Annotated in this window: 16 protein-coding genes and 2 pseudogenes; 11 read left to right on the forward strand and 7 right to left on the reverse strand. The window is 74.4% G+C overall.

The window, feature by feature from the left end:
* Positions 1-735: 735 nt before the first annotated feature.
* On the reverse strand, positions 736-3,219 hold the full coding sequence (locus tag ACIRST_RS32350) for an FtsX-like permease family protein (RefSeq protein WP_402806671.1): 2,484 nt from the start codon (positions 3,217-3,219) through the stop codon (positions 736-738).
* Positions 3,216-3,950, reverse strand: coding sequence for an ABC transporter ATP-binding protein (locus ACIRST_RS32355; protein ID WP_402806674.1), 735 nt, complete (start codon positions 3,948-3,950; stop codon positions 3,216-3,218). Before ACIRST_RS32355 ends, ACIRST_RS32350 begins: the two co-directional genes overlap by 4 nt.
* 86 nt (positions 3,951-4,036) lie before the next feature.
* On the opposite strand from ACIRST_RS32355, the gene ACIRST_RS32360 reads away from it, so the two are divergent.
* Positions 4,037-4,651 (forward strand): DNA-binding response regulator, encoded by a 615-nt coding sequence (locus tag ACIRST_RS32360; RefSeq protein ID WP_402806677.1) that lies wholly within the window; start codon positions 4,037-4,039, stop codon positions 4,649-4,651.
* Between the two features lie 100 nt (positions 4,652-4,751).
* Here the strand turns inward: ACIRST_RS32360 and ACIRST_RS32365 are convergent, their stop codons facing one another.
* Entirely contained in the window at positions 4,752-6,998 is a 2,247-nt protein-coding gene (locus tag ACIRST_RS32365) for a histidine kinase (protein WP_402806679.1), read from the reverse strand.
* Positions 6,999-7,077: 79 nt separating this feature from the next.
* On the opposite strand from ACIRST_RS32365, the gene ACIRST_RS32370 reads away from it, so the two are divergent.
* The 5 genes and pseudogenes from ACIRST_RS32370 to ACIRST_RS32390 all read left to right on the forward strand — a co-directional run.
* A complete protein-coding gene (locus ACIRST_RS32370; RefSeq protein WP_402806681.1) occupies positions 7,078-7,323 on the forward strand; it encodes a hypothetical protein in 246 nt (81 codons plus the stop codon).
* Between the two features lie 65 nt (positions 7,324-7,388).
* Positions 7,389-7,946 carry a TetR/AcrR family transcriptional regulator gene (locus ACIRST_RS32375; protein WP_402806683.1) on the forward strand — a complete coding sequence of 186 codons (558 nt, stop codon included), beginning with the start codon at positions 7,389-7,391 and terminating at the stop codon, positions 7,944-7,946.
* Positions 7,943-8,836: an aldo/keto reductase gene (locus tag ACIRST_RS32380; protein WP_402806686.1), complete on the forward strand. Its 894-nt coding sequence runs from the start codon at positions 7,943-7,945 to the stop codon at positions 8,834-8,836. The genes ACIRST_RS32375 and ACIRST_RS32380 overlap by 4 nt, the downstream gene beginning before the upstream one ends.
* Positions 8,837-8,939: 103 nt before the next feature.
* Positions 8,940-9,959, forward strand: a complete 1,020-nt coding sequence (locus tag ACIRST_RS32385; protein ID WP_402806688.1) for an NADPH:quinone reductase — start codon at positions 8,940-8,942, stop codon at positions 9,957-9,959.
* A 235-nt stretch (positions 9,960-10,194) separates the two neighbouring features.
* Positions 10,195-10,443: pseudogene (locus ACIRST_RS32390) on the forward strand (nuclear transport factor 2 family protein); the annotation flags it as partial.
* A gap of 135 nt (positions 10,444-10,578) precedes the next feature.
* On the opposite strand, the gene ACIRST_RS32395 reads toward ACIRST_RS32390, so the two are convergent.
* The gene (locus ACIRST_RS32395; RefSeq protein ID WP_396553483.1) at positions 10,579-11,172 is read right to left on the reverse strand and encodes a TetR/AcrR family transcriptional regulator; all 594 of its coding nucleotides are present in this window, start codon (positions 11,170-11,172) and stop codon (positions 10,579-10,581) included.
* Between the two features lie 128 nt (positions 11,173-11,300).
* On the opposite strand from ACIRST_RS32395, the gene ACIRST_RS32400 reads away from it, so the two are divergent.
* From ACIRST_RS32400 to ACIRST_RS32420, 5 genes and pseudogenes are all read left to right on the forward strand, one after another.
* Positions 11,301-12,410, forward strand: a complete 1,110-nt coding sequence (locus ACIRST_RS32400; protein WP_402806690.1) for an FAD-dependent oxidoreductase — start codon at positions 11,301-11,303, stop codon at positions 12,408-12,410.
* Positions 12,411-12,654: 244 nt separating this feature from the next.
* Positions 12,655-12,772, forward strand: a pseudogene (locus ACIRST_RS32405) (3'(2'),5'-bisphosphate nucleotidase CysQ); the annotation flags it as partial.
* An 8-nt stretch (positions 12,773-12,780) separates the two neighbouring features.
* Positions 12,781-12,987 (forward strand): hypothetical protein, encoded by a 207-nt coding sequence (locus ACIRST_RS32410; protein WP_402806692.1) that lies wholly within the window; start codon positions 12,781-12,783, stop codon positions 12,985-12,987.
* A gap of 272 nt (positions 12,988-13,259) precedes the next feature.
* Positions 13,260-13,865, forward strand: coding sequence for a TetR family transcriptional regulator (locus ACIRST_RS32415; protein WP_402806695.1), 606 nt, complete (start codon positions 13,260-13,262; stop codon positions 13,863-13,865).
* 103 nt (positions 13,866-13,968) lie between these two features.
* Entirely contained in the window at positions 13,969-14,613 is a 645-nt protein-coding gene (locus ACIRST_RS32420) for a cysteine hydrolase (RefSeq protein ID WP_402806698.1), read from the forward strand.
* A gap of 75 nt (positions 14,614-14,688) precedes the next feature.
* Here the strand turns inward: ACIRST_RS32420 and ACIRST_RS32425 are convergent, their stop codons facing one another.
* From ACIRST_RS32425 to ACIRST_RS32435, 3 genes are all read right to left on the reverse strand, one after another.
* Positions 14,689-15,189: a hypothetical protein gene (locus ACIRST_RS32425; RefSeq protein ID WP_402806700.1), complete on the reverse strand. Its 501-nt coding sequence runs from the start codon at positions 15,187-15,189 to the stop codon at positions 14,689-14,691.
* Between the two features lie 772 nt (positions 15,190-15,961).
* Positions 15,962-17,293: a hypothetical protein gene (locus ACIRST_RS32430; protein WP_402806703.1), complete on the reverse strand. Its 1,332-nt coding sequence runs from the start codon at positions 17,291-17,293 to the stop codon at positions 15,962-15,964.
* Positions 17,294-17,544: 251 nt separating this feature from the next.
* The gene (locus tag ACIRST_RS32435; protein WP_402806706.1) at positions 17,545-20,397 is read right to left on the reverse strand and encodes an AAA family ATPase; all 2,853 of its coding nucleotides are present in this window, start codon (positions 20,395-20,397) and stop codon (positions 17,545-17,547) included.
* Positions 20,398-20,503 lie beyond the last annotated feature (106 nt).

The following is a 20,503-nucleotide window of genomic DNA, read 5'->3' on the forward strand; positions in this document are numbered from 1 at the left end:
CCCTACCGGCAGTTGTACGCCATAGCATCGAAACCGACCTCCACGCAGAGCAGGGGCCAGTCGCGTTGAAGGGGGGATCGTATGAGCAAGCTTCGTCGGATCGTCGTGGTCGCGGTGTCGACCGTCGTGGTGACCGCCGGCTACGTGGCCACCGCCGCGGGGGCTGTCGCGGACGCCATCGCGGGCCACCCGTAAGTCGGCCACTTCGTCGCCCCCGCGCCTACTCCTGGGCACGGGGGCGATACACGTTCTCGGACCCACCGGCGCGTCGGGTGGGCGGCCGTCGGCCAAGGTGCCTGCCGCACGTGGTCGCTGTGGCCGAGGAGATTGCAGATGAAGCCGGAGCGTGAACAGGCGGGCCGCGGGGTGCTGCCGCCGCCGTTCCGGTCGAGGTCCGGTTCGTGTGGCTGCCCGCGGTCTGCCGTCCTGCTGCTGCGCCGCCCGCCCGTTCCCGCCGACCGGCTCGGCCCGCTGCGGGCACCCGGCCGATTGTGCTGACCGGGAGCCCTCCTGAGCATGGACGGCACCCGAACTGGAGTCCCACGGGCAGTCGCGCTCCGACCGGGAAGCCGCGGCGTGCGATCGAGCGCCGGAGCCGGACACGTCCGCGTCGAAATCCTTCCCGGGGCCGTGTGCCGCCCGGCTGTGCCCGCGCGCCCGGCCCGGCCCCACGGCGTGCACCCGCCTCGCGCCGGTCGTACCGGTCGGGCGGGCCGTCGCCAAGGGTGTGGGGGGTCAGGCACGGCGGCGGCGCAGGCCGCGCAGGGTGGCCCGGGCGGGGAGCCAGGTGCCGACGGCGGCGAGGGAGGCCGTGCCGACGAGGACCGCGGCGAGGCCGGTGGCCGGTACCGTCACACCGGCGGTGCCGCGGGTGATGCCCTGGGCGTAGGTGGTGAGCACTGCGGAGGCGATCGCGAGGCCGAGTGCGGTGGCGATGGCCACGGACGTCGCGGCCTCCCAGCCGAGCATCCTGCGGATCTGGCGGCGGGTCGCGCCGGTGAGCCCGAGCGCGGCGAACTCCTGCCGGCGGTCGGCGATGCTCACGGCCAGGGTGTTGAGGACGGCGATGGCGACGAAGGCGATGATCAGCCCGAGGGTGACGTAGCCGATCTGGGCGCTGACCCGGTTCTGCGAGGCCTGGGCGGCGGCGCGGTCCAGCACTCCCAGCCCGGGTTCCGCGTGCAGGGCGGCGGTCAGGGACTGCCGGGTGGTGCCGGCCGGACCGTCGCCGCGCACCAGCACCTCGCTGTCGAGCGGCACGTCCACGTGGGCGGCGACCAGCGCGTGCGCGAGGGTGAGGTCGCCGAAGCCGAGACCGCGGCCGTAGAGGGCGACGACCGTCACCTCGGCCGGGCTGCCATCGGCGAGCACCAGGTGGACCTGCTGGCCGAGCCGGTAGCCCAGTCCGTCGGCGGCCGCCGCCGTGCCGTCCGTCAGCCGGCCGATGTCACCGGCGGTGACGCCGAGGTCGAGGGTGTCGGAGAGGCGCTCGGGCGTGACCGCCTGGACACTGCGCTTGGTCAGCCCGTCGCGGACCTGGGTGTGGAGCACCCGGGTCACGGTCCGGACGCCCGGGGCCGCGGCCAGCGCCTGGGCGGCGGTGCCCGGCACGCGCGGTCCCACGACGAAGTCGGCGACGTTGCCGCGGTCGCGCTGCGCGTCGGCCGCACCGTCGACGGTGGTCTGGGTGAACAGGATGGTGCAGGCCATCGCGACCAGCAGGGTGAGCGGGGTGACGACCGAAGCCAGCCGGTGCGCCCCGGCCCGCAGGTTGTGGGCCGCGAGGTAGCCGCCGACCCGGGACACCCGCAGCGACGGGCCGAGGAGCCCGACGCCGCCCCTGACCACCAGGGGGCCGAGCAGGGCGAGCGCCGTGCACCAGAGCAGGACGGCGATGAAGCAGACCGGGGTCGAGGCCTGGTCGGAGTGCAGGACGGTGAGCAGGGACGTGAGGACGACGGCGCCGGCGGCGGCGAGGACGCCGGAGACGATCCGCGGCCAGGCCAGGCGCAGCGGTTTGAGCTCGGCCTCGCCGAGGGCCTCGACCGGCTTGATGGCGGTGGCGCGCCGGGCCGAGATGCGGGCGGCTGCCCACCCGGTCAGCAGGGCACAGGCCGCGGCCGCCGCGGCGGGGAAGGGGGAGAGGACGACGGGCAGGTTCGCCGGGATGACGTCCAGGGCCACGAAGCGGCCGTGCAGCCAGCCGCCCAGCGGCAGACCGGCGACGGCGCCCAGGCTTCCGGCCGGCAGACCGATCGCCAGCGCCTCGCCCCCGATCATCTTGCGGACCTGCCGACTGGTGGCGGCCACGGCCCGCAGGACGGCGATCTCGCGCTGCCGTCCCTGGATCGACAGGCCGAAGGTGCCGACGACGACCAACAGGGCCACCAGCAGCGAGGTGCCGGCCAGGACGGCGCCCATGCTGACCAGGCGGACCTGCGCGTTGGCGGCGTCGGGGAACTCCACCCGGCCGCGGTCGTCGCCGGTGCGGACCACGGGGGCCGGGACGCTCCGGCTGCCGGCGAGCAGTGCCCGGACGTCGTCGGCCGCCGACGGGGACGCCGGGAAGACGCCGATCGCGCCGACCAGGCCGTCGTGGCCGGCGAGGCCGCGGGCCCGCTCGGGGGAGAAGTAGAGGGCGGCCTGGCTCTCGAACCCCTCGGCGGTGACGCCGACCACGCGGACGGTCAGGGTGCCCGAGGTCGTACGGGCGGCGGTGGTGGACCCCGTGGACAGGTGGGCCCGGGTGGCGGTGCCGGCGTCGACGACGACCTCGTCCGGGCCGGTGGGTGCGCGGCCGGTGGCGAGGGTGAGCCCGGCCAGCGGCGCCGACTCCCAGCCGTGGCCCCAGGAACCGCCGGTGGGCCCGCCGGGCAGCAGCACCGGGAAGGTCACCTCGGTGGCGACGGAGCGTACCGACGGCAGGGCGGCGATGCGCTCGGCCAGGGGGGCCGGCACCCAGGCGTGGTCGGCGATCGGCTTGCTCTTCTCCTTGGTCTTTCCCTTGCCGCCGCCCTGCACGGTGTGCACGTCCTGGTCCCCCGAGACGACGATCGGCGCGGCCGCGTAGCGTTCGGGACGCACGGTGCCCGTGAGGCCGGTGGCCAGGAGGGTCCCGCAGCCGCAGACGAGGGCGGCCGCGCAGAAGAGGGCGACGAAGGCGCCCGCGAATCCGGCCGTGCGGTGCCGGAGGGTGGTGAGGGCGAGGCTCAGCATCATCGGTTCCACGCTCCCAGGCGGATCATGCGGTCGGCGACCTCGGTGGGGGTCGGTCCGGACAGGGTGTCGACGATTCGCCCGTCGGCCAGGAAGAGGACCTCGTCGGCGTAGGACGCGGCGACGGGATCGTGGGTGACCATGACGATGCTCTGGCCCAGCTCGTCGACGGTCTGGCGCAGCAGCGTCAGCACCTCACGGGCCGTCATGGTGTCCAGGGAGCCGGTGGGTTCGTCGGCGAACACCACCTCCGGGTCGGAGATCAGCGCCCGGGCGATCGCCACCCGCTGCTGCTGGCCGCCGGACAGCTGTCCGGGCCGGTGCCCGGCGCGCTCCTGCAGCCCCACCCGGCGCAGGAGCCCGGCCAGGCGTCCGGCGTCGGCACGCCGGCCGGCCAGCCGCAGCGGCAGCGTGACGTTCTGCTCGACGGTCAGGGAGGAGACCAGGTTGAAGGACTGGAACACGAACCCGGCACGCTCGCGCCGCAGTTCGGTCAGCTTGGTCTCGTTCAGCCGGGACAGGTCGGTGTCGCCGAGACGGACCGTGCCGGAGCTCGGGCGGTCCAGGCCGGCCGCGCAGTGCAGGAAGGTGCTCTTGCCCGAACCGGACGGCCCCATCACGGCGGTGAAGCCGCCCCTGGGCAGCCGTACCGTCACCTCGCGCAGGGCCGCGACCGCGCCCCGCCCCTTGCCGTAGACCTTGCTCACGGCGTCCAGAGTGATTGCCTCGTTCATGTCCCCAAGCCTGCCGACCTGCGAACTCCCGTCCCAGGGGCGGGATCACGAGGCACCCGTGACGTCATCACGGGTAGGGTCGGGACATGATCAGACTCCTGCTGGCGGAGGACCAGCACGTGGTGCGCGGCGCGCTGGTGGCACTCCTGGAACTGGAACCCGACTTCGAGGTCGTCGCGCAGGCGGACTCGGCCGACGACGTGGTGCCCCGTGCGATGGTCTTCACGCCCGACGTGGCGGTGCTCGACATCGAGATGCCGGGCCTGACGGACGGTCTGCAGGCCGCCGCGGCGCTGAAGGAGAAGCTTCCGCACTGCCGCACGCTGATGTTGACGTCGCTCGGCCGCCCCGGACTGCTCCGCCGCGCCCTGGCCGCGAAGGTCGACGGTTTCCTGCTGAAGACCGTCCCGCCCGCGGACCTCGTCGCGGCCATCCGGCAGGTCGCCGGGGGCGGCCGGGTACTGGACCCGTCGCTGGCCGTGGTCGCGTGGGACCTCGCGGACAATCCGCTCACGCCGCGCGAGAACGACGTGCTGCGGGAGCTGGCCGGGGGCGCCGAGCCGGCCGAGATCGCCGCGCGGCTGCACCTGTCCACCGGGACGGTCCGCAACGTGCTCACCGCGGTCGTCACCAAGCTGAACGCCCGCAACCGGACGGACGCGGTGCGCATCGCCCGCGAGGCGGGCTGGCTGGAGTCGTAGGCGCGGCGCGCCGACTGACGGGTGTGCGGGCCGCCGGGTCGCCGGGCCGCCCGGCCGCCCGGAAGGGACGGTCGGCCGCCGGCGTGTGCCGCGCCGGCCCTCAGCGCAGCGGCAGTTCGGCCCGCAGCACGTACCAGCCGTCGTCCGCGCCGGCGCTCAGCGTGCCGCCCGCCTCGGTCAGGCGCACGGTCAGGCCGCCGATCCCGGAGCCGGGCGGGGTGACGCCCGCCCGGACGCCGTCGTTCTCCACCTCCAGGCGCACCGACCCTCCGGTGACGGTGGTGGCGATCCGGGCGTGACGGGCGGAGCTGTGCCGCAGGATGTTGGTCACGGCCTCGCGCAGGGCCACGCTCAGCACGGTTCCCGCCTCGTCCGGCACCGGGTCGTCATCCACCTCCACTGCGATGGCGGCCGCCTCCAGGACCGCTGCCGCGGAAGCCAGTTCGGCGGTGAAGGACAGCCGGGGGCTGTCGTCGGCCACCGCGCCCAGTTCGGCCCGCCCGCGCGCGGCCAGCCGCGCGATGTCGGCCAGTTCGGCCCGGCAGCGTTCAGCGGCGCCGTCGGCCGCGCCGGCGTCCGCGGTGCCCGCGGCGTTCGCGGTGCCCGCGGCGTTCGCGGTGCCCACACCGGCCCCGACGGCCTCCACACCGGCCCCGACGGCGGCCCCGGCGACGACTGCGGCGTCCGCCAGGCGCCGGGCCAGCTCGGCCTTCAGCAGGATCGCGGCCAGCCCGTGCCCCAGCAGGTCGTGCAGGTCCCGGGCCGCCCGCAGGCGCTCGGTGACGATGGCGGCGCGGGCCAGGCCGGCCCCCGCCTGCTGCAACTCCCGGACCAACCGCACCAGGCGCAGCACCGCGAAGACCACCACGCAGGTGATCGCCACGTTGACGGCGGCCACCGGCACGGCGGCCGGCCCACCCCCGCCGATCACCCCGGCGGCGACGGCCAGGGCGGCCGCCAGGCCCGCGCCCGCGCGCAGCGGCAGCGCGATCAGCAGCGAGCCGGCCAGGATGCCCGCCGCACCGATCCAGTTCCGGCCCAGCCAGGGCAGCGGCGCGAGGGCGAGGACGGCCGAGACGAGCAGGGCCGGGCGCGCGTGGCGCGTGGCGTCCTGGATCGAGAAGCGGACCTGGAAGGCGCAGAACGCCAGCGTGCAGGCCACACCGAGCCCGAGGCCGGACGGCGACGCCGGGAAGAACAGCAGCGCCTTGCCGCAGAAGGCGGCGAGCAGGAAGTAGTAGAGGCCGAGCGCGGCACGCAGCTCGGGCGGATCGGCGGCCGCCACCGGCGCGGGCGTGGCGGCGACCACCGCCTCCACGGCGAAGCGCCCGTCCGGCTCCAGACCCGCCGTCAGCCGGCCGCCGACAGCGCGGACCCGTTCCGCGAGACCGTCCAGGACGTCCGCGCCCAGCGCCGCCGTCGGCACGCCGTCGCTGACCACGCGCAGGACCGTCCGCCCGGTCCGCTCACCGGTGATGACCTCGCACCGGCGGGCGTCGCCGACCCGCACGACCGCCGTGACCGCCTCGCGCAGCACGGTCGCGAGCACCGTCCCGGAGGGACCGAGCGGTTCGCGGTGCCCGATGCGGATGTCGGCCGCGATGCCCGCGGAGGCGAGCAGGGCCCGGGCGCTGGCCGCCTCCGGGGCGAGCGAGAGGCTGCGCAGTTCGGCGGTCGTGGCGCGGGCCGCCGCCAGCGTCGCGCGGGCACCGTCGATCAGCTCCCCCAGTACGGAAGGATCGGCCCGTACGGCCAGGTCGTGGATCCGCGCCAGGCCCGCGGACAGTTCGCTGCGCAGGCTCGACGCGATGCGCAGCCGCTCGTCGGTGACCGCCGAGGCGGCCAGCGTCAGCCGGGCCGTGTGGACGCGGTCCGCCAGCAGCGCGAGCGTGGTGACGGCGTACAGCATGACGCCGCCGAGCGCGACCGTCAGCAGCAGGTCGGCCGTGTCGCGGACGCCGCCGGACCGTGCCCCGCCGGCCAGGACGGCGCCCGCGGCGAACGGGAGCAGCAGCAGCCGGCGCCGCTCCAACAGCAGTGAGGCCGCCGGCAGGCAGAGCAGGCCGATCGAGACGCCGAGCGGACCGACCGCGAGGAAAGCGACCGCCCACTCCACGGCCGTCCAGCCCGCCCACCCGAGGGCCCCCGAGGGAGCGGACCGGGTGTGCCGCAGCTGCAACGCCACCAGTGCGAGGCAGAGCGCCGTGACCGCCATCCCGGCAACCGGCTCCGCCGGCACCCGGGCCAGCCCCTTCAGCAGGTGCACCGCCACCAGCGCGACGGCCACCGCGACCACCAACGCCCGCGCCCGCCACAGCGGGACGTCCCTCCCCCGTCTCCCCAGCACCGGAGCATCGTACGCACCGGCCGGATCCGGCGGGACCGCGGCCCGTCGCGCCTGCCGAAACCCCGATGGGCACCCGCTCGTGAACCGGCTGGGCCGGCTCGAACCGCACCCGACCCGGGCCACCGGCAGCACCGCCGCCCTGACTGCCGCCGTCAAGGACGTGATCGCCACCCGGTTCCCGGCCCTGGTGCCGTACGCCGACACCATCACCGCCTACGACAACCTCAACCTCGACGCCGGCTCCGTCGCCCTTTCACCACCGGCCGGGGCTGCCCGGGCCGCGTCTCGGCCGGGGCTGCCCGATCCGAGGGCCACCCCATCGTAAACAGAACCGAGGTTCTGCTAACGTTCCCTCATAAGCAGAACAGCGATTCTTTTTGTGGGGGTGCGATGCCTCGGCTCACCGACGCGCGCAAGGAACTCCGGCGTACTCAGATCGCTGAGGCCGCCGTGCGCTGCTTCAGCCGCAACGGCCTGGAACGGACCTCGATCGCCGACATCACCGCCGAGTCGGGCCTGTCGACCGGCTCGATCTACGCGCACTACCGCAACAAGGCCGACCTGGTCCGCGCCACCGCCCGCCAGATGCTTGCCAAGCGTGCCGACGTCCTCGCCGCGTACGCGGCCGGCGACGCCCCGCCCGACCCCGACGAACTGCTCCGCCGCCTGATCGCCGCAATCAACCCCGCCGAGGCCCGGGTCGGCGTGCAGACCTGGGGCGAGGCGACCACCGACGCGGCCATCCACGACATCGTCGTCGACGCGACCGACCGGATGCGCGCGATGCTGCACGACTGCGTCACCGCCTGGCTCGTGAAGGTCGAGCACCGGGAGCCGGCCCGGGCCCGAGAACACGCCACCCCGATCGCCCACCAGGTCATGGCGCGTTACCAGGCCGAACTGCTCTACACCGCCCTGCGAACACCGGCCGAGGAGACAGCGTCATGACCACCACGACCGCTACGATCGCCGCCCGCACCGTCTTCCGGATCGGCTACGGCGCACTGCAGCTTGAGCGTCTGCACGACCGTCGCGACGAAGCCGTCGCCCTGCTGCGCCGCGCGGTCGAGCTGGGCGTCGACCACGTGGACACCGCCGAGTTCTACGGCTTCGGATTCGCCAACGACGTGATCCGCGAGGCACTGCGCCCCGAGGACGACGTCCTGGTCGTCACCAAAGTGGGGGCCGACCCGAACCCCGGCGGACACCTGCCGCTGCGTCTGGCACAGCGCCCCGAGCAACTGCGCGCGAGCGTCGAGGACAACCTGCGCAGCCTTGGCGTCGACCGGCTCGCGGTCGTCAACCTGCGCCGCCTGGACACCGGCCCGGGGCTGCGCCCCGAGGGTGACCAGGTCGTCGACCTCGACGACCAGCTCGCGGTGATGACCGCCCTGCGCGACGAGGGCAAGATCGGCGCGATCGGCCTGAGCAGCGTCACCCTCGACGGCCTGCGCCGCGCCCTGCCCGCCGGCGTCGTCTGCGTCCAGAACGCCTACAGCCTCGTCTCACGCGACGACGAGGACGTGCTGAGGCTGTGCACGGCCGAGGGCATCGCCTGGGTGCCGTTCTTCCCCCTCGGCGGGGCCTTCCCCGGCCTGCCCAAGGCGACCGACGAGCCGGCGGTGCACGCCGTGGCCGCGTCGCTGGGCGTCACACCCTCCCAGGTCGGCCTCGCCTGGCTGCTGCACCACGCCCCGAACGTGCTGCTCATCCCCGGCACCGCCGACACCGCCCACCTGGAGGCCAACACCGCGGTCAGCGGGATCACCCTCGACGCCGCGACCCTCGCCACCCTCGACGGCATCGAGTCCCGCTCCAACGAAGTCCCCATCGGCTGACCGGAACCGACGCGGCCCGGGCCGCTGCCACGCCCCCGCCGACACCCCGGCGAAACGTCAGGCCACGCCGGGAGCCCTCTCCACCAGGTACCAAGGACGGATCATGAAGGCCATCATCTACCGCGACAACGGCACCCCCGACATCCTCCGGTTAGTCGATCGCGATCTGCCCGAGCCCGGCCCCGACGAGGTTCGCGTACGGGTCGCCGTGTCCGGGGTCAACCCGACCGACTGGCAGGCACGCGCAGGCATCGGCCACCCCAAGCACTTCCCCGAGGTCACCCCGCACCTCGACGGCGCCGGCACGATCGACGCCGTCGGTGAGGGCGTCGACGAGGGCCGGGTCGGTCAGCGGGTCTGGCTGTTCATGGCCGCCGCCGGGCGGCCCACCGGCACCGCCGCCGAGTTCACCGTCGTGCCGGCCGAACAGGCCGTTCCGCTGCCCGACGAAGCCGGCTTCGACCTCGGCGCCTCACTCGGCGTCCCCGCGCTGACCGCGCACCGCGCGCTCACCGTCGCCGAGGACGGACCGCGCCGGCTCGGTCCCGGGGCCCTGGACGGGAAGGTGGTGCTCGCCGCGGGCGGGGCCGGAGCCGTCGGACACGCGGTGATCCAACTCGCCCGATGGGCCGGCGCCACCGTGATCAGCACGGTCAGCAGTCCGGAGAAGGCCCGCCTGGCCACCGCCGCCGGAGCCCACCACGTGATCAACTACCGCGAGGGCGACCCGGCTGCCGCGATCCGCACGGCAGCACCGGACGGCGTCGACATCATCGCCGAGGTGGCGCTCGGAGCGAACCTCGCCCTGGACCTCGCCGTCCTGCGAACGCGCGGCACGATCTCGACCTACGCCAACGACGGCGGCAGGCCGGTCGAACTGGACGTACTGCAGAACATGGTGCTCAACGCGCGCCTCCAGTTCCTGATCCTCTTCCTGGCCGGTCCGGAAGCACGCGCCGCGGCGGCCCAGGACGTCGCCGCCGCAGTGCGCGACGGCGCGCTGCCCATCGGCGAGGGGCACGGCCTGCCGCTGCTCCGCTTTCCCCTGGAACGCACCGCCGACGCGCACCGAGCGGTCGAGAGCCGTGTGGTCGGCAAAGTCCTGGTGGACATCACGGCCTGACCTCCAGTTCGGCGCGGATGCCTCGGGGGAAGCCGTGAGGCCTCCATCCACAGGTCCCGCGCCCCATTCGAGGAGAAGGTCCTGTTCATCCGCTGTCCGCCGGTCCCGTGCTGCCGTCTGGCCCGCCGGTCCCGGAACGCACTGCCCGGGCCGTCACCGGCGGGCTCCGCGCGGCTGCCGGTCCGGGCGGTTCGGGCGGTCCGGGCGGTTCGGCCGCGAGCATGGCCTCCAGCAGGGACGCAGCGAGAGAATCGCGGCGGTCGAGCGGTTCGTCTTGGACATCCGGCGCCATCCGGCGGGGACCGGCACGATGGTGCGCTGCTCGGAGGTGGACATGCCCGACGAGTGGGCCCGGTACCAGTGGGTCTTCACCATGCCGGACGGAGGTCCCCGCCTGGCGGCCACGGACGTCGTCCATCTGCGGCGGAACCTCATCGACCAGGTCATCGTCTTCGCGGGGGAGATCAAACCGTCCGCCTCCTGAGTCGTCCCTCTGCCGCTGCCCCTCTCCTGAATCTGCCCCCTTCGGCCTCGGGCCCCCCGACGGCGGCGGGCGTGCTCGTCCGGCTCGGCGAGGTTGTCCGCGACCGGGCCCGCACCGGGGTGCTCGGCCGCCCGGTCAGGCGCTCGGATGGGCGGCTGCCCAGCCGTGTTCGAGCAGCGCGAAGGCCTCGTCGGCGGCCCGGCGCGGGTCGGCGTGTCGCAGGACGAGGCCGCGCGCCTCAAGGGCGAAGCGGGCCAGGGCTGCGCAGCTGACGTCGTCCTCGGGCGCGCCCACCGCCTCCGCGACGGCTCTGGCCAGGGCCGCTTCGTGGCGCATCCACATGCGGTGGGCGTATTCGCGCAGCGCCGGGGTCTGCTCCACCATGCGCGTGAAGTCGGCGAACCGCGGGTCCTCGGCATGGACGGCGAGCTGGGTCTGCTTCAGCAGCAGGTGCTCGCGCAGCGCCTGCGGGATCGACTGGCCCGGGGCGCGTTCGCGCACGGCGGCGACGAGTTCCGCTTCCAGTTCGTCGTCCTGATCGAAGACCAGGGCTTCCTTGCCGGAGAAGTGTTTGAACAGGGTCGTCACCGAGACGTCGGCGCGGTCGGCGACGTCCTTGACGCCGACCTGGTCGTAGCCGCGTTCGAGGAAGAGCTCAAGTGCGGCGTCGGCCAGGGACTGGCGGGTCTGGGCCTTCTTGCGCTCGCGGCGCCCGGTCGGTTCGGTCACTCGCACACCGTACCGCGATGTGCATTCGCTGTGAAAGTGTAGTCATTGCACTTATTTAGCGAGTGTGCTTTCGTGGTGTGGCCGGGCCTTCCGGCGACCGACCCACCTCCAGACCGAGGGACCCTCCCGTGAACACTTCCCGTGATCCCCGCATCGCGATCGTCGGTGCCGGCCTCGGCGGCCTCACCTGCGCCCGAGTCCTGCAGCAACACGGCCGCTCCGTGACCGTCTTCGAGCGCGAGGCCTCCGCCGACGCCCGCCCGCAGGGCGGCTCTCTCGACATGCATCCCGGCACCGGCCAGGCCGCCCTCGGCGCGGCGGGGCTCCTCGACCCGTTCCACGCCCTCGCCCGCCCCGAAGGGGACGAGTGGCGCGTGATCGACTTCGCCACCGCCGCCCTCCTGGCGCAGCGGGGCCCTTCCGCCGACGGAGGACGGCCGGAGATCGACCGGGGCCAGCTGCGCGGCCTGCTCCTGGACTCGCTCGCCGAGGGCACGGTGCGGTGGGGCCACGCCGTCACCGGCGTCGCCCCGTCGGCGGACGGCACCTGTCGGCTGCTCCTCGGTGACGGCGCCGTCGAGGACTTCGACCTGGTGGTCGGTGCCGACGGCGCCTGGTCCCGCGTGCGCCCGGCTCTGTCGCCCGCCGCCCCCGGCTACACCGGTGTCACCTTCATCGAGACCGGATTCGACAACTGCGACACCCGTCATCCCGATCTCGCACGGCTGGTCGGCAACGGATCGATGCTGGCGAAGGGTGCCGGCAGGACCTTGGTCGCCCAGCGCAACAGCAACGGCCACATCCGCGCCTACATCGCGCTCCGGGTGCCCCAGGACTGGCATGAGGCCGCCGGCGTCGACCTCGGTGACCAGCGGGCCCTGCGGACACACCTGTTGAGGATGTTCGACGACTGGGACGAGAGCCTGCGCTACATCCTGCGCAACGGCGACCAGGGCTTCACCCACCGGCCCCTGTTCGTCCTGCCCGCCCCGCACACCTGGGACCACGTTCCCGGCGTCACGCTGCTCGGCGACGCCGCGCACCTGATGCCCCCGGTCGGCCTCGGCGCCAACCTCGCCATGCTCGACGGCTGCGACCTCGCCCGAGCCGTCGTCACCGGATCCAGGCTCGACGACGCCGTCCGCGCCTACGAGAGCATCATGCTGCCGCGCTCGATCGAGGCCGCGACGGGCAGTGCGAAGGGACTCGACCACCTCGTTCCCGCGACGGCCCCCTGAACCGGCTCGACATCCGGCCGCGTGGGCGGAGCGAACAGATCCGCGCTCGTGAGCCGCAGGCGGGGCCGGCGAGCCGGTGCGGGTCCTCGCAGCGCCCGGCCGTCCGCGGCATCGAGGCGGTCACGCGGAGGTGGCGCACGTACGACCGAAGCGGTGCGCGCGCACTCCAGCGCGGTCGCTTCGGTGGATGCGGTCGCCACCACGCGGCGGCTGAGGCCGAGCCGGGCGAGGGCGTCGTCGAGGCACCAGCCAGGCCCGGCCCGACGAGGACGAGAAGGTCGTACGGGCGCGTCGGCTCCTCGATCACCGCGATGCTCTTCGACGCGCTCGTCGTGCGCACCGCCGTGCCCGCGACCCTGCACTCCCGGTGATGACCGTCCCTTCCACGCTCACCCGGCCGCCGACCGCGTTCCTCTCCGGCGTCGACCCGCAGGCCAAGCAGACCGTGGGTGACCTGCTCATCGACCTCGGCTGGCGCGGGGAGAACCGGACCAACTCCACCGTGCTCATCGAGGGTGGCGGCACGCTTGCCGACGCCCTCGCCCGCCGGGACGTCCTGTGCTGCGCCACTCGGTGACCACGGCGGCCGCCGACGCCGCCTCCGGACGCGACCAGCGCGGAGCCGTACGGCAGCTGCGGTCCGAACTCACTCCGAGCTGTCCTGTCGCACCGAGGCTGACGAATTCTCACCGGATCTCATCCGTGTTGTCGGAATCTCACCGTTTCACTCCAGGCGATGATGTGGCGCCGGTCCTGCGAGTTCGTGTGGACGGGGCAGAGGACAGTGCTCCCGGGTAGCCGGACGGTCCGATTCCAACCGGCGGGTTGGTTGCTTCGTATGCTGGGTGCATGGCATGGGATACCGCGAAGACCAAGAGGCTGTTGCTCGACGCCGCCGTGGACGAGTTCGCCGCGCACGGGCCCGAGGGTGCCCGGATCGACCGCATCGCGGCCGCAGCCGGGGTCAACAAGGAGCGGATCTACCCCTACTTCGGCGGCAAGGGGCAGTTGTTCGCCGCAGCGCTCCAGCGCGAGCTGGAACAGCTCGCCGCCGCCGTGCCGATGGAGGAGGCGGACGGGCGGACGGTAGACCTTCCGGAGTATGCGGGCCGGGTGTTCGACTACCACCTCGACCATCCGCACCTGCTGCGCCTGCTGCAGTGGGAGGCCCTGTACGGCGATGCCGCTGCTCCGGTCGCGGGCGAGGAGCGGCGGGCCGCCCACTACGCCGAGAAGCTTGCCGCGGTCTCCCGCGCGCGCCGGGGAGAAGTGGATTCCGCGCAGGCCGGGGCACCGCTCGCGCCCGAGGAGTTGTTGTACGCCGTCGTGGCACTGGCCGGCTGGCAGTTCGCCGCGCCGCAGCTCGCCCGGATGATCCTCGGTGGTGCGGTCGACGAGGATCCGGCCACCCGACGGGCCGCCGTCGTGGACATGGTGCGCAGGCTCGCGCTCTGACCCGCTCGGACCCTCATTTCCAACTGTCGGGTTGGAAATGAGGGTCCGCTCGCGCTAGTGTCCAACTCATCAGTTGGAAATTTTCCGGACAAGGAGCCCGACCATGACGGTCATGTCCGCACGCCCGAACGCCGCCCTCGTCCTCATCGAGTTCCAGCGCGAGTGGCTCGACCCCGATCACGGCCGCCTCAACCACCTCGTCGAGGACCGCGGCCTGCTCGACACCGCCGTGCACGGCGCGGCCGCCGCACTGGCCGCCGCCCGCGCACACGGTGTCCCCGTCGTGCACGTGCCACTCGTCCTCACCCCCGGCGCACCGGAACTGGAGAGCTGGACCCCGGCGCGACTCGGCCTGCGCGCGGCGATCCCCAAGGCCGGCACCTGGATCCAGGGCAGCGCCGGCGTCGAATTCGCCGAGGCGTTCCAGCCCGCTCTCGGCGAACCGGTCGTGCGCGGCCGCGCCGGCGCCAGCGCCTTCGCCGGTTCCTCCGACTTCGACCTGATCCTGCGCCGACTCGGGGTCACCGACCTGTACCTGGCGGGCTTCGCCACCCACGTATGCGTCGAATCCACCCTGCGCGAAGCCCACGACCGCGGATACACCACCCACGTCATCCACGACGCCTGCGCGGCCTTCACCCACGCCCAGCAGCAACACGTCCGCGAACACGTGATCCACCACTTCGGCGCCGAAACCGACGCAGCCGCATTCACCGCCTCACTCGACACCGTGACCACCGCACGATGACAGTGAGGAGTACGCCGCCGCCGAAGCCGGTCTGACGGCGAGGCAACCGAGATCACCGCAAGGGAATTCAACCATTCACAGAGACTGGGAAACCCGCGTCACGGGCACGTGGACCAGGCCCTCACCACCGGATTCGACCCTCTCCGCCAAGACCTCCAACACCCGCTCCGGAGACACCCCCAACTCAGCCGCCAGCACCACCAGGCGCCGCTCCGCCGTGGCGGACAGCTCCACTGCCAGCCGCCGTCCGGCCTCCACCCGGGGCATCCGGTGAACCGGCCGCGTCTCCTCCTGCTGCGCCGCCACGAGGTCCCGGTACTCCGCGATCCAGACCCGAGCCTGCTCGTCGCGTGCGACGTCGTAGGTCTCCCACCCCTGGACGCGGACGAGCTCGGCGATCCGCTCCCACTCGTCGGCCTCCTGTGCAGCGGAAGGGCCGTAGCTCAGCAGGTCGGCCTCCCGCTTCGACCAGCGCGCCTGCTCCGACTGGTTGGCGAGATACCCGGACGATTCTCCCTGGGCTTTATGCTGCACAGCGGATCGGGAGAGGTAGATTCCGTAGGAGTCGTCATGCACCGCGCGTCCCTTCACCCTGCTGCGCCGTTGTGGCAATCCATTCTGCCCCTGCCGAAGCCGAGCCAGTACGACTGCGAGTGGTGACTACGACGGCGACGTGCTCCCCTACGGCCGCCGAGTCGCCGCCGACCTCACCCACCACAGGGTCGGCAACCCGTACCAGGCACACCCGCAGAGGCACACCCCTGCGCACCCGGTAGCAAGGACCAACCGGCACCAGTAGCCCGGCACACTCCTCAGGCCGTTGGAGCCTGGGTCAGCGCAACGGCAGACGGCGCGGGAGCGCACTGCCCGGGCCGCCGGTGGATCCCGGCCGCTGCACGGGCACCGGCCGGCACCCCTGCGGCGCGGGCGAGTTCACCGACACCGGGGTCCCCCAGCGGCTGCGCGCGGAAGAACACCGGCACCGACGCCGGATCCGCCTGCCGGACACCACACCGCCGCTCCCACCACACACTCACGTTGCGGCCACGCACCACAACGTCGCGTCGTCACTCACGTTGCGGCCCACGCACCACAACGTCGGGTCGTCATCACGGAACCGCACAACTCCCGGAACCCCCGAGGAACCCGACCGCAGGCCGGGTTGACGCTGCACGCCACCCTCGCCCGGCACCGCGCCGATGAAGACCACGACGACGACCAGGGCGAAGAGGCCGAGCCCGACGGCCGGAAGCGGCTGGATCTATGCGGTCACAGAGTGGTTGCGCCGTCCCCGGCGCGGGGTGCGCGCCGGGGACGGCCGGTGGTTCGGGTCGCCGCGGGGACGGGCTCAGGGGCCGCTGGTCCAGGTGAGGTGCCCGGTGGCGATTCGCGTGTTCGGCACGGCGGCCAGCGCGTCGACCACGTCCGTGAACTCGACGGTGGGGGTGCAGCCGTAGTCGCCGACGAGCGGGCTGTGGCAGGTGTTCTCCGCCATGGTGCCGGGACGGCCGTGGATGATGCCGCGGGCCGTCCAGGAGGCCCAGTTGTCGGCCGGGCCCACGGTGAAGACCGGACCGCCGCTGTCGCCGTGGCCGGCCAGGTTGCTGCCGTCGGTGGAGGTGGCGATGTCGACCTTGACCGCGCCGTCCCACTGACCCACCGCGGTGGTGCGGGCGGCGCAGTTGATCCCGGTGATGCCGCCGGAGAAGCACAGGTAGTCGCCCGGGTTGGTGTGGGCCGCGCCGGAGACCGGCTTGGTGCCCTGGTTCGGTGCGCCGGCCGCGCCGCCGTCCCAGCCGCGCCCGGCGATGCCGTTGTCCGCGGCGACGATCACCGAGTCGGTGGCCGGCGACGCACTGTTCGTGTAGTCGCCGTTGGCGAGCCTGGCTCCGGTCTGGCTGTACCACGCGTTGGTGTTCACCTGGCAGTGCAGGGCGGTCATGATCTGCGGGTAGTCGTGGCCCCAGCCGGACCGCCAGATGGCGCCGAACCCCGTGGAACAGATCCCGCCGCCGCCCTGGTGGATCAGCGCGCCGGCCATGACGTCCGCGGGGTTCTCGTTCTCCCGGCTGGTGACGTAGAGGCCGCCGGGGGCGGACGGGACGATCCGGGTGTCGACCCTGCTGCCGGCTGCCCGGACAGCGGCGGGGAGTATCTCGGACTGGCTGTTCAACGGCGCTGCTGCCGACGCAGGGTGGGCCTTCGCGGCGGCGGCGGTGTCCACCTTGACGTCGATCCCGCTGCCGTCGGGACGGGCGCCCACGCCGACCAGGTGGTCCTGCCCGGCGGCGACGGCCGGCCGGATCGACTCCACCTCGGCGGCCAGCCGGCGGGCCGAGTAGGCGGCCGGCTTGATGCTGACGTGCACCGTGCGGGACTTCTCGGCCTCGATGCGCCGGGCGACGTCGCCGCTCGGGGCGCCCTTCCAGTACAGCACCAGGGTGCGGGTGCCGGCGTCGACCCAGGTGCCGGCGTAGCCGCTGTCGGACGGGGCCGCCTCGGCGAGGGCCTGGATCCGGGCCGCGGCGGCGTCGAGCGAGGCCTGGGCGGCGAGCAGCTGCTTCGCGGCGGCCGGCACGCCCGAGGAGTCGGTGGCCGGCCGGGCGAACGCGGGTGCGGCGCCGAGGAGCGACAACGCCGCCGACAAGGCGACAGCGGCGGTGGTGAGCTTGCGTGGCATGACGGTTCCTCACGTCGGGGCCGGGGACGCGCCACCGGCGGCCGGGGAAGGCGGGGGCCTCCGAGCCCGGTCGCGGGCCCGGCCGGAGCCGGTGGCGATGGCTGGACGCTAACGAACCGGTGCCGGGCAGCGGCATCGTGGAATCCCGCAGTCCCGTACCCGTATCGACCCGGTGCCCGGGCATGCGGGAATCCCCGATGCCGGAGCGGTCCCCGGCGTACGAGGATCGTGCGGCGAGCCGGGCGGCCCGCTCAGCGGCCCTGCGGTGCCGCCAGGACCGCGTCCAGCGCCCGCGCGACGCCCGCCCGCGAACCGATGCCGAGCTTGTGGAAGACCTTGGTCAGATGCGACTCCACCGTCCGGACGCTGACGAAGAGCCGGTCCGCGATCGCCTGGTTGGTCAGGCCCTGGGCCACCAGGTCCGCGACCTCCGCCTCGCGCCGGGACAGCGGCGCCTCGACCGGGTGCGCTTCGTGCCCAGGATCCTTCCTGACGGCCTGCGGTCCCGCCTCGGCCGCGCGGCGCAGCGCGTGCGCGCCGACCCGTTCGAAGAGCTCACGGGCGGCGGCGGTCGCGTCCTCCCGGCCGGCCCGGTCGCCCCGCTCCCCGGCGATGGCGGCGGCCAGCAACTGGGCACCGCCGGCCCGGACCAGCAGGCCGGAGGCGGCCAGTCGGTCGGCCGCCCGCCGGGCGGTGGCCCAGGCACCGGCCAGCTCGCCGCACGCCTGCTTGGCCCGGGCGGCGGTCACCCCGGCGACGGCGACGGCAGAGGGCAGCCCGGCCGACCGGGCGGCCCGCTCCCCGAGTTCCGCGTGCTGGAGGACCATCGCCGTGTCGCCCTCGGCCGCGTAGAGCGAAGCGGCGATGTCGTGCGCGTGGGCCGGCATCGGGTCGCGCAGGCGGCCGTCGCCGAGCTGCAGCCGCTGGGTGGCCTGCGCGGCGGTCAGCGGTTCGCCGCAGGCCACCGCGGCCTCCACCGTCGCGTGCCGCACCACCGCCCGCCACACCGCGGCCGACGGTTCGGGCAGGCTGCGGGCGAGCTGCAGCGCGGCCGCGGCGGCCGTCGGCCCGTCCCGCCAGAGCACCGCGCGCAGCCGCAGGCCGGCCGCCACGCCCAGTGTCTCCACCGTGCCCATCTCCAGGCCCAGTTCGATCGCGGCGTCGGCGGCGGCGACCGCCTCGTCGAGTGGGCCGGACATCAGCAGCAGGGCCGTCCGCACGCTGTGCAGGTGCGGCAGCAGGTAGCGGTGTCCGCGGCGCTCGGCGAGGGCCACCCCGCGATCGATCCGGGGGACCGTCCGGTGCCGGCGTTCGAGGAGCTGGGCGGCCCAGCCGAGGTCCGGCAGCGCGGGCAGGGCGTCCAGCAGCTCCTCGTCGTCCAGCCGGTCGACGAGCGCCTCGGCCGAGTCGAGCGCGCGCCGGGCCTCGGGGATCGCGCCCGTGCCGATCAGCGCCAGGCTGGTGACGGTGTGGGAGGCAAGCTCGCTCAGCGGCGTCCTGGCCCGGCCGGACAGTTCTGTGGTGCGCCGCAGGCACCGGTCCATCCGTCCGTTCATCATGTCGACCCTGGCGAGCTGGAGTCCGGCCTCCGCACGGCCCACGGGACCGTCCGCGTCGGTCAGGCTCTTCAGCCGCTGAACCGCCCGGCCGGTCCGGCCCCGCAGCCGGTCCGCGAGGGACATCAGGGCCACCGCCCGCCCCCGGACCGGACCGGGCTCGTCGAGCAGCGGCGCCAGTGCCGCGATCGCCTCGTCGAGCCGCCCGGACACGGTCAGCGCCCGGCCCAGCAGCAGGGTCGTCTCCGCCCGCGCGCTGCCGCGGCCGGGCCCGCCGCCGTCGGCGGTGCGGCCGGGGCGAGCGGGCATCGCCCGCAGCACCTTCCGCAGCCAGCGGGCGCTGTCCTCCGGAGTGTGCCGCAGGGCGGTCCGGGCGGCCTCGGTCAGCCGGGCGAGCTGCTCGCGGCTCGCCGTACACGTGAAGTTCTCGGCCTGCGCGGCCCAGTCGGCGGGGACGGCCCCGCACCGCTCCAGGTGGTCGGCGGCCCGGCGGTGCGCCTCCCGCCGCCACGCCGGACCGGCCAGCCGGTACGCCGCGGCGCCGAGCAGCGGCCGGGTGAAGCGGTAGCGCTCGCCGACTTCCCGCAGGCATCCGTGGACCACCAGTTCGTCCACGGCCCCGCCGGCCTCGGACGCCGGCGTGTCGGCCACCGCGGCGACGGTCGCCAGGTCGAACTCCGCGCCGGCCACCGCCGCCGCCCGCAGCACGTCGTGGGCCCGCGCCGAGAGGGTGTCCAGCTCGCCGCGGATCTCCGGACCGGGCGACCACTCCGGCGCGTCGGCGATCGCCCGGGGGTCCCCCGCGGCCAGCCCGCCGACCAGCGCGGCCGGCAGCGCGGCCAGCTCGTGCAGCTGACGGGGGACGCCCGCGCTCGCCCGGGCGAGCCGTCGCCGGTGCTCCGACGAGGCCTGCGGCACCAGGCCGGCCACCTGCTCGGCCACCTGGTCGGGGGTCAGCGGCCCGAGCGTGATCCGGAGGGCGGCGGCATCCGTCAGAGCCCGCTCCAGCCCGGGCGGACAGCCGCCGCGCCGGTACGCCAGGACGCAGCCGAGCCGCCCGTCCGACGGGCCTCCCACCAGCCGGTCCAGGAGCGGCAGCGACTCGTCGTCCGCCCACTGCAGGTCGTCCAGCAGGAGCAGCGTCCGGCCAGTGGCGGCGGGCGCGCTCCCGGCCGGCCCAGTGAGGGCGTCCAGGAGGCGGCCGTGCCAGCGGTGGCGTCCCAACGGACCGGGCCGCGCCGCCTCGAACTCGGCGGTGACCTCGTCCAGCAGCTGCCGCGCCCCGGCTGCCCACAGCAGGTTCAGCACGAGCCCGTACGGCGTCTCCCGCTCGGCGGCCGAGGCCCGCGCCGCGACCGCCCGATGCCCGGCGGTGAGGGCCCGCCCCCGCAGCTCGTCCAGCAACCGGCTCTTGCCGATGCCGGGCATGCCCTCGACCACGGCGACGGCCGGCCCGCCCGGCGCACCGTCGGCCACCCGCCCCAGCAACTCCAACTCCCGCCCGCGCCCCACCAGCACGCCCGCGCCGCCCTTCCCCGACCCCACCACTGCGCCTCCCCGGTCCGTCCACCGCGCCGCCGTTGGTGGTGGACATGCCGTCAGCTTGGTGCAACCGGGCGGCCGCTGACAATGCGGCCCCGGCCCGGCGTCAGGC

The sequence above is a fragment of the Kitasatospora sp. NPDC101447 genome (assembly GCF_044767225.1).
In the GTDB taxonomy this organism is placed as follows: domain Bacteria; phylum Actinomycetota; class Actinomycetes; order Streptomycetales; family Streptomycetaceae; genus Kitasatospora.

Coding starts and splice junctions, on each gene's coding strand:
- ACIRST_RS32415 (WP_402806695.1), top strand. CDS start 13,260: ATGGCATGGGATACCGCGAAGACCAAGAGGCTGTTGCTCGACGCCGCC.
- ACIRST_RS32430 (WP_402806703.1), bottom strand. CDS start 17,293: ATGCCACGCAAGCTCACCACCGCCGCTGTCGCCTTGTCGGCGGCGTTG.
- ACIRST_RS32410 (WP_402806692.1), top strand. CDS start 12,781: ATGACCGTCCCTTCCACGCTCACCCGGCCGCCGACCGCGTTCCTCTCC.
- ACIRST_RS32385 (WP_402806688.1), top strand. CDS start 8,940: ATGAAGGCCATCATCTACCGCGACAACGGCACCCCCGACATCCTCCGG.
- ACIRST_RS32420 (WP_402806698.1), top strand. CDS start 13,969: ATGACGGTCATGTCCGCACGCCCGAACGCCGCCCTCGTCCTCATCGAG.
- ACIRST_RS32350 (WP_402806671.1), bottom strand. CDS start 3,219: ATGATGCTGAGCCTCGCCCTCACCACCCTCCGGCACCGCACGGCCGGA.
- ACIRST_RS32355 (WP_402806674.1), bottom strand. CDS start 3,950: ATGAACGAGGCAATCACTCTGGACGCCGTGAGCAAGGTCTACGGCAAG.
- ACIRST_RS32380 (WP_402806686.1), top strand. CDS start 7,943: ATGACCACCACGACCGCTACGATCGCCGCCCGCACCGTCTTCCGGATC.
- ACIRST_RS32360 (WP_402806677.1), top strand. CDS start 4,037: ATGATCAGACTCCTGCTGGCGGAGGACCAGCACGTGGTGCGCGGCGCG.
- ACIRST_RS32375 (WP_402806683.1), top strand. CDS start 7,389: ATGCCTCGGCTCACCGACGCGCGCAAGGAACTCCGGCGTACTCAGATC.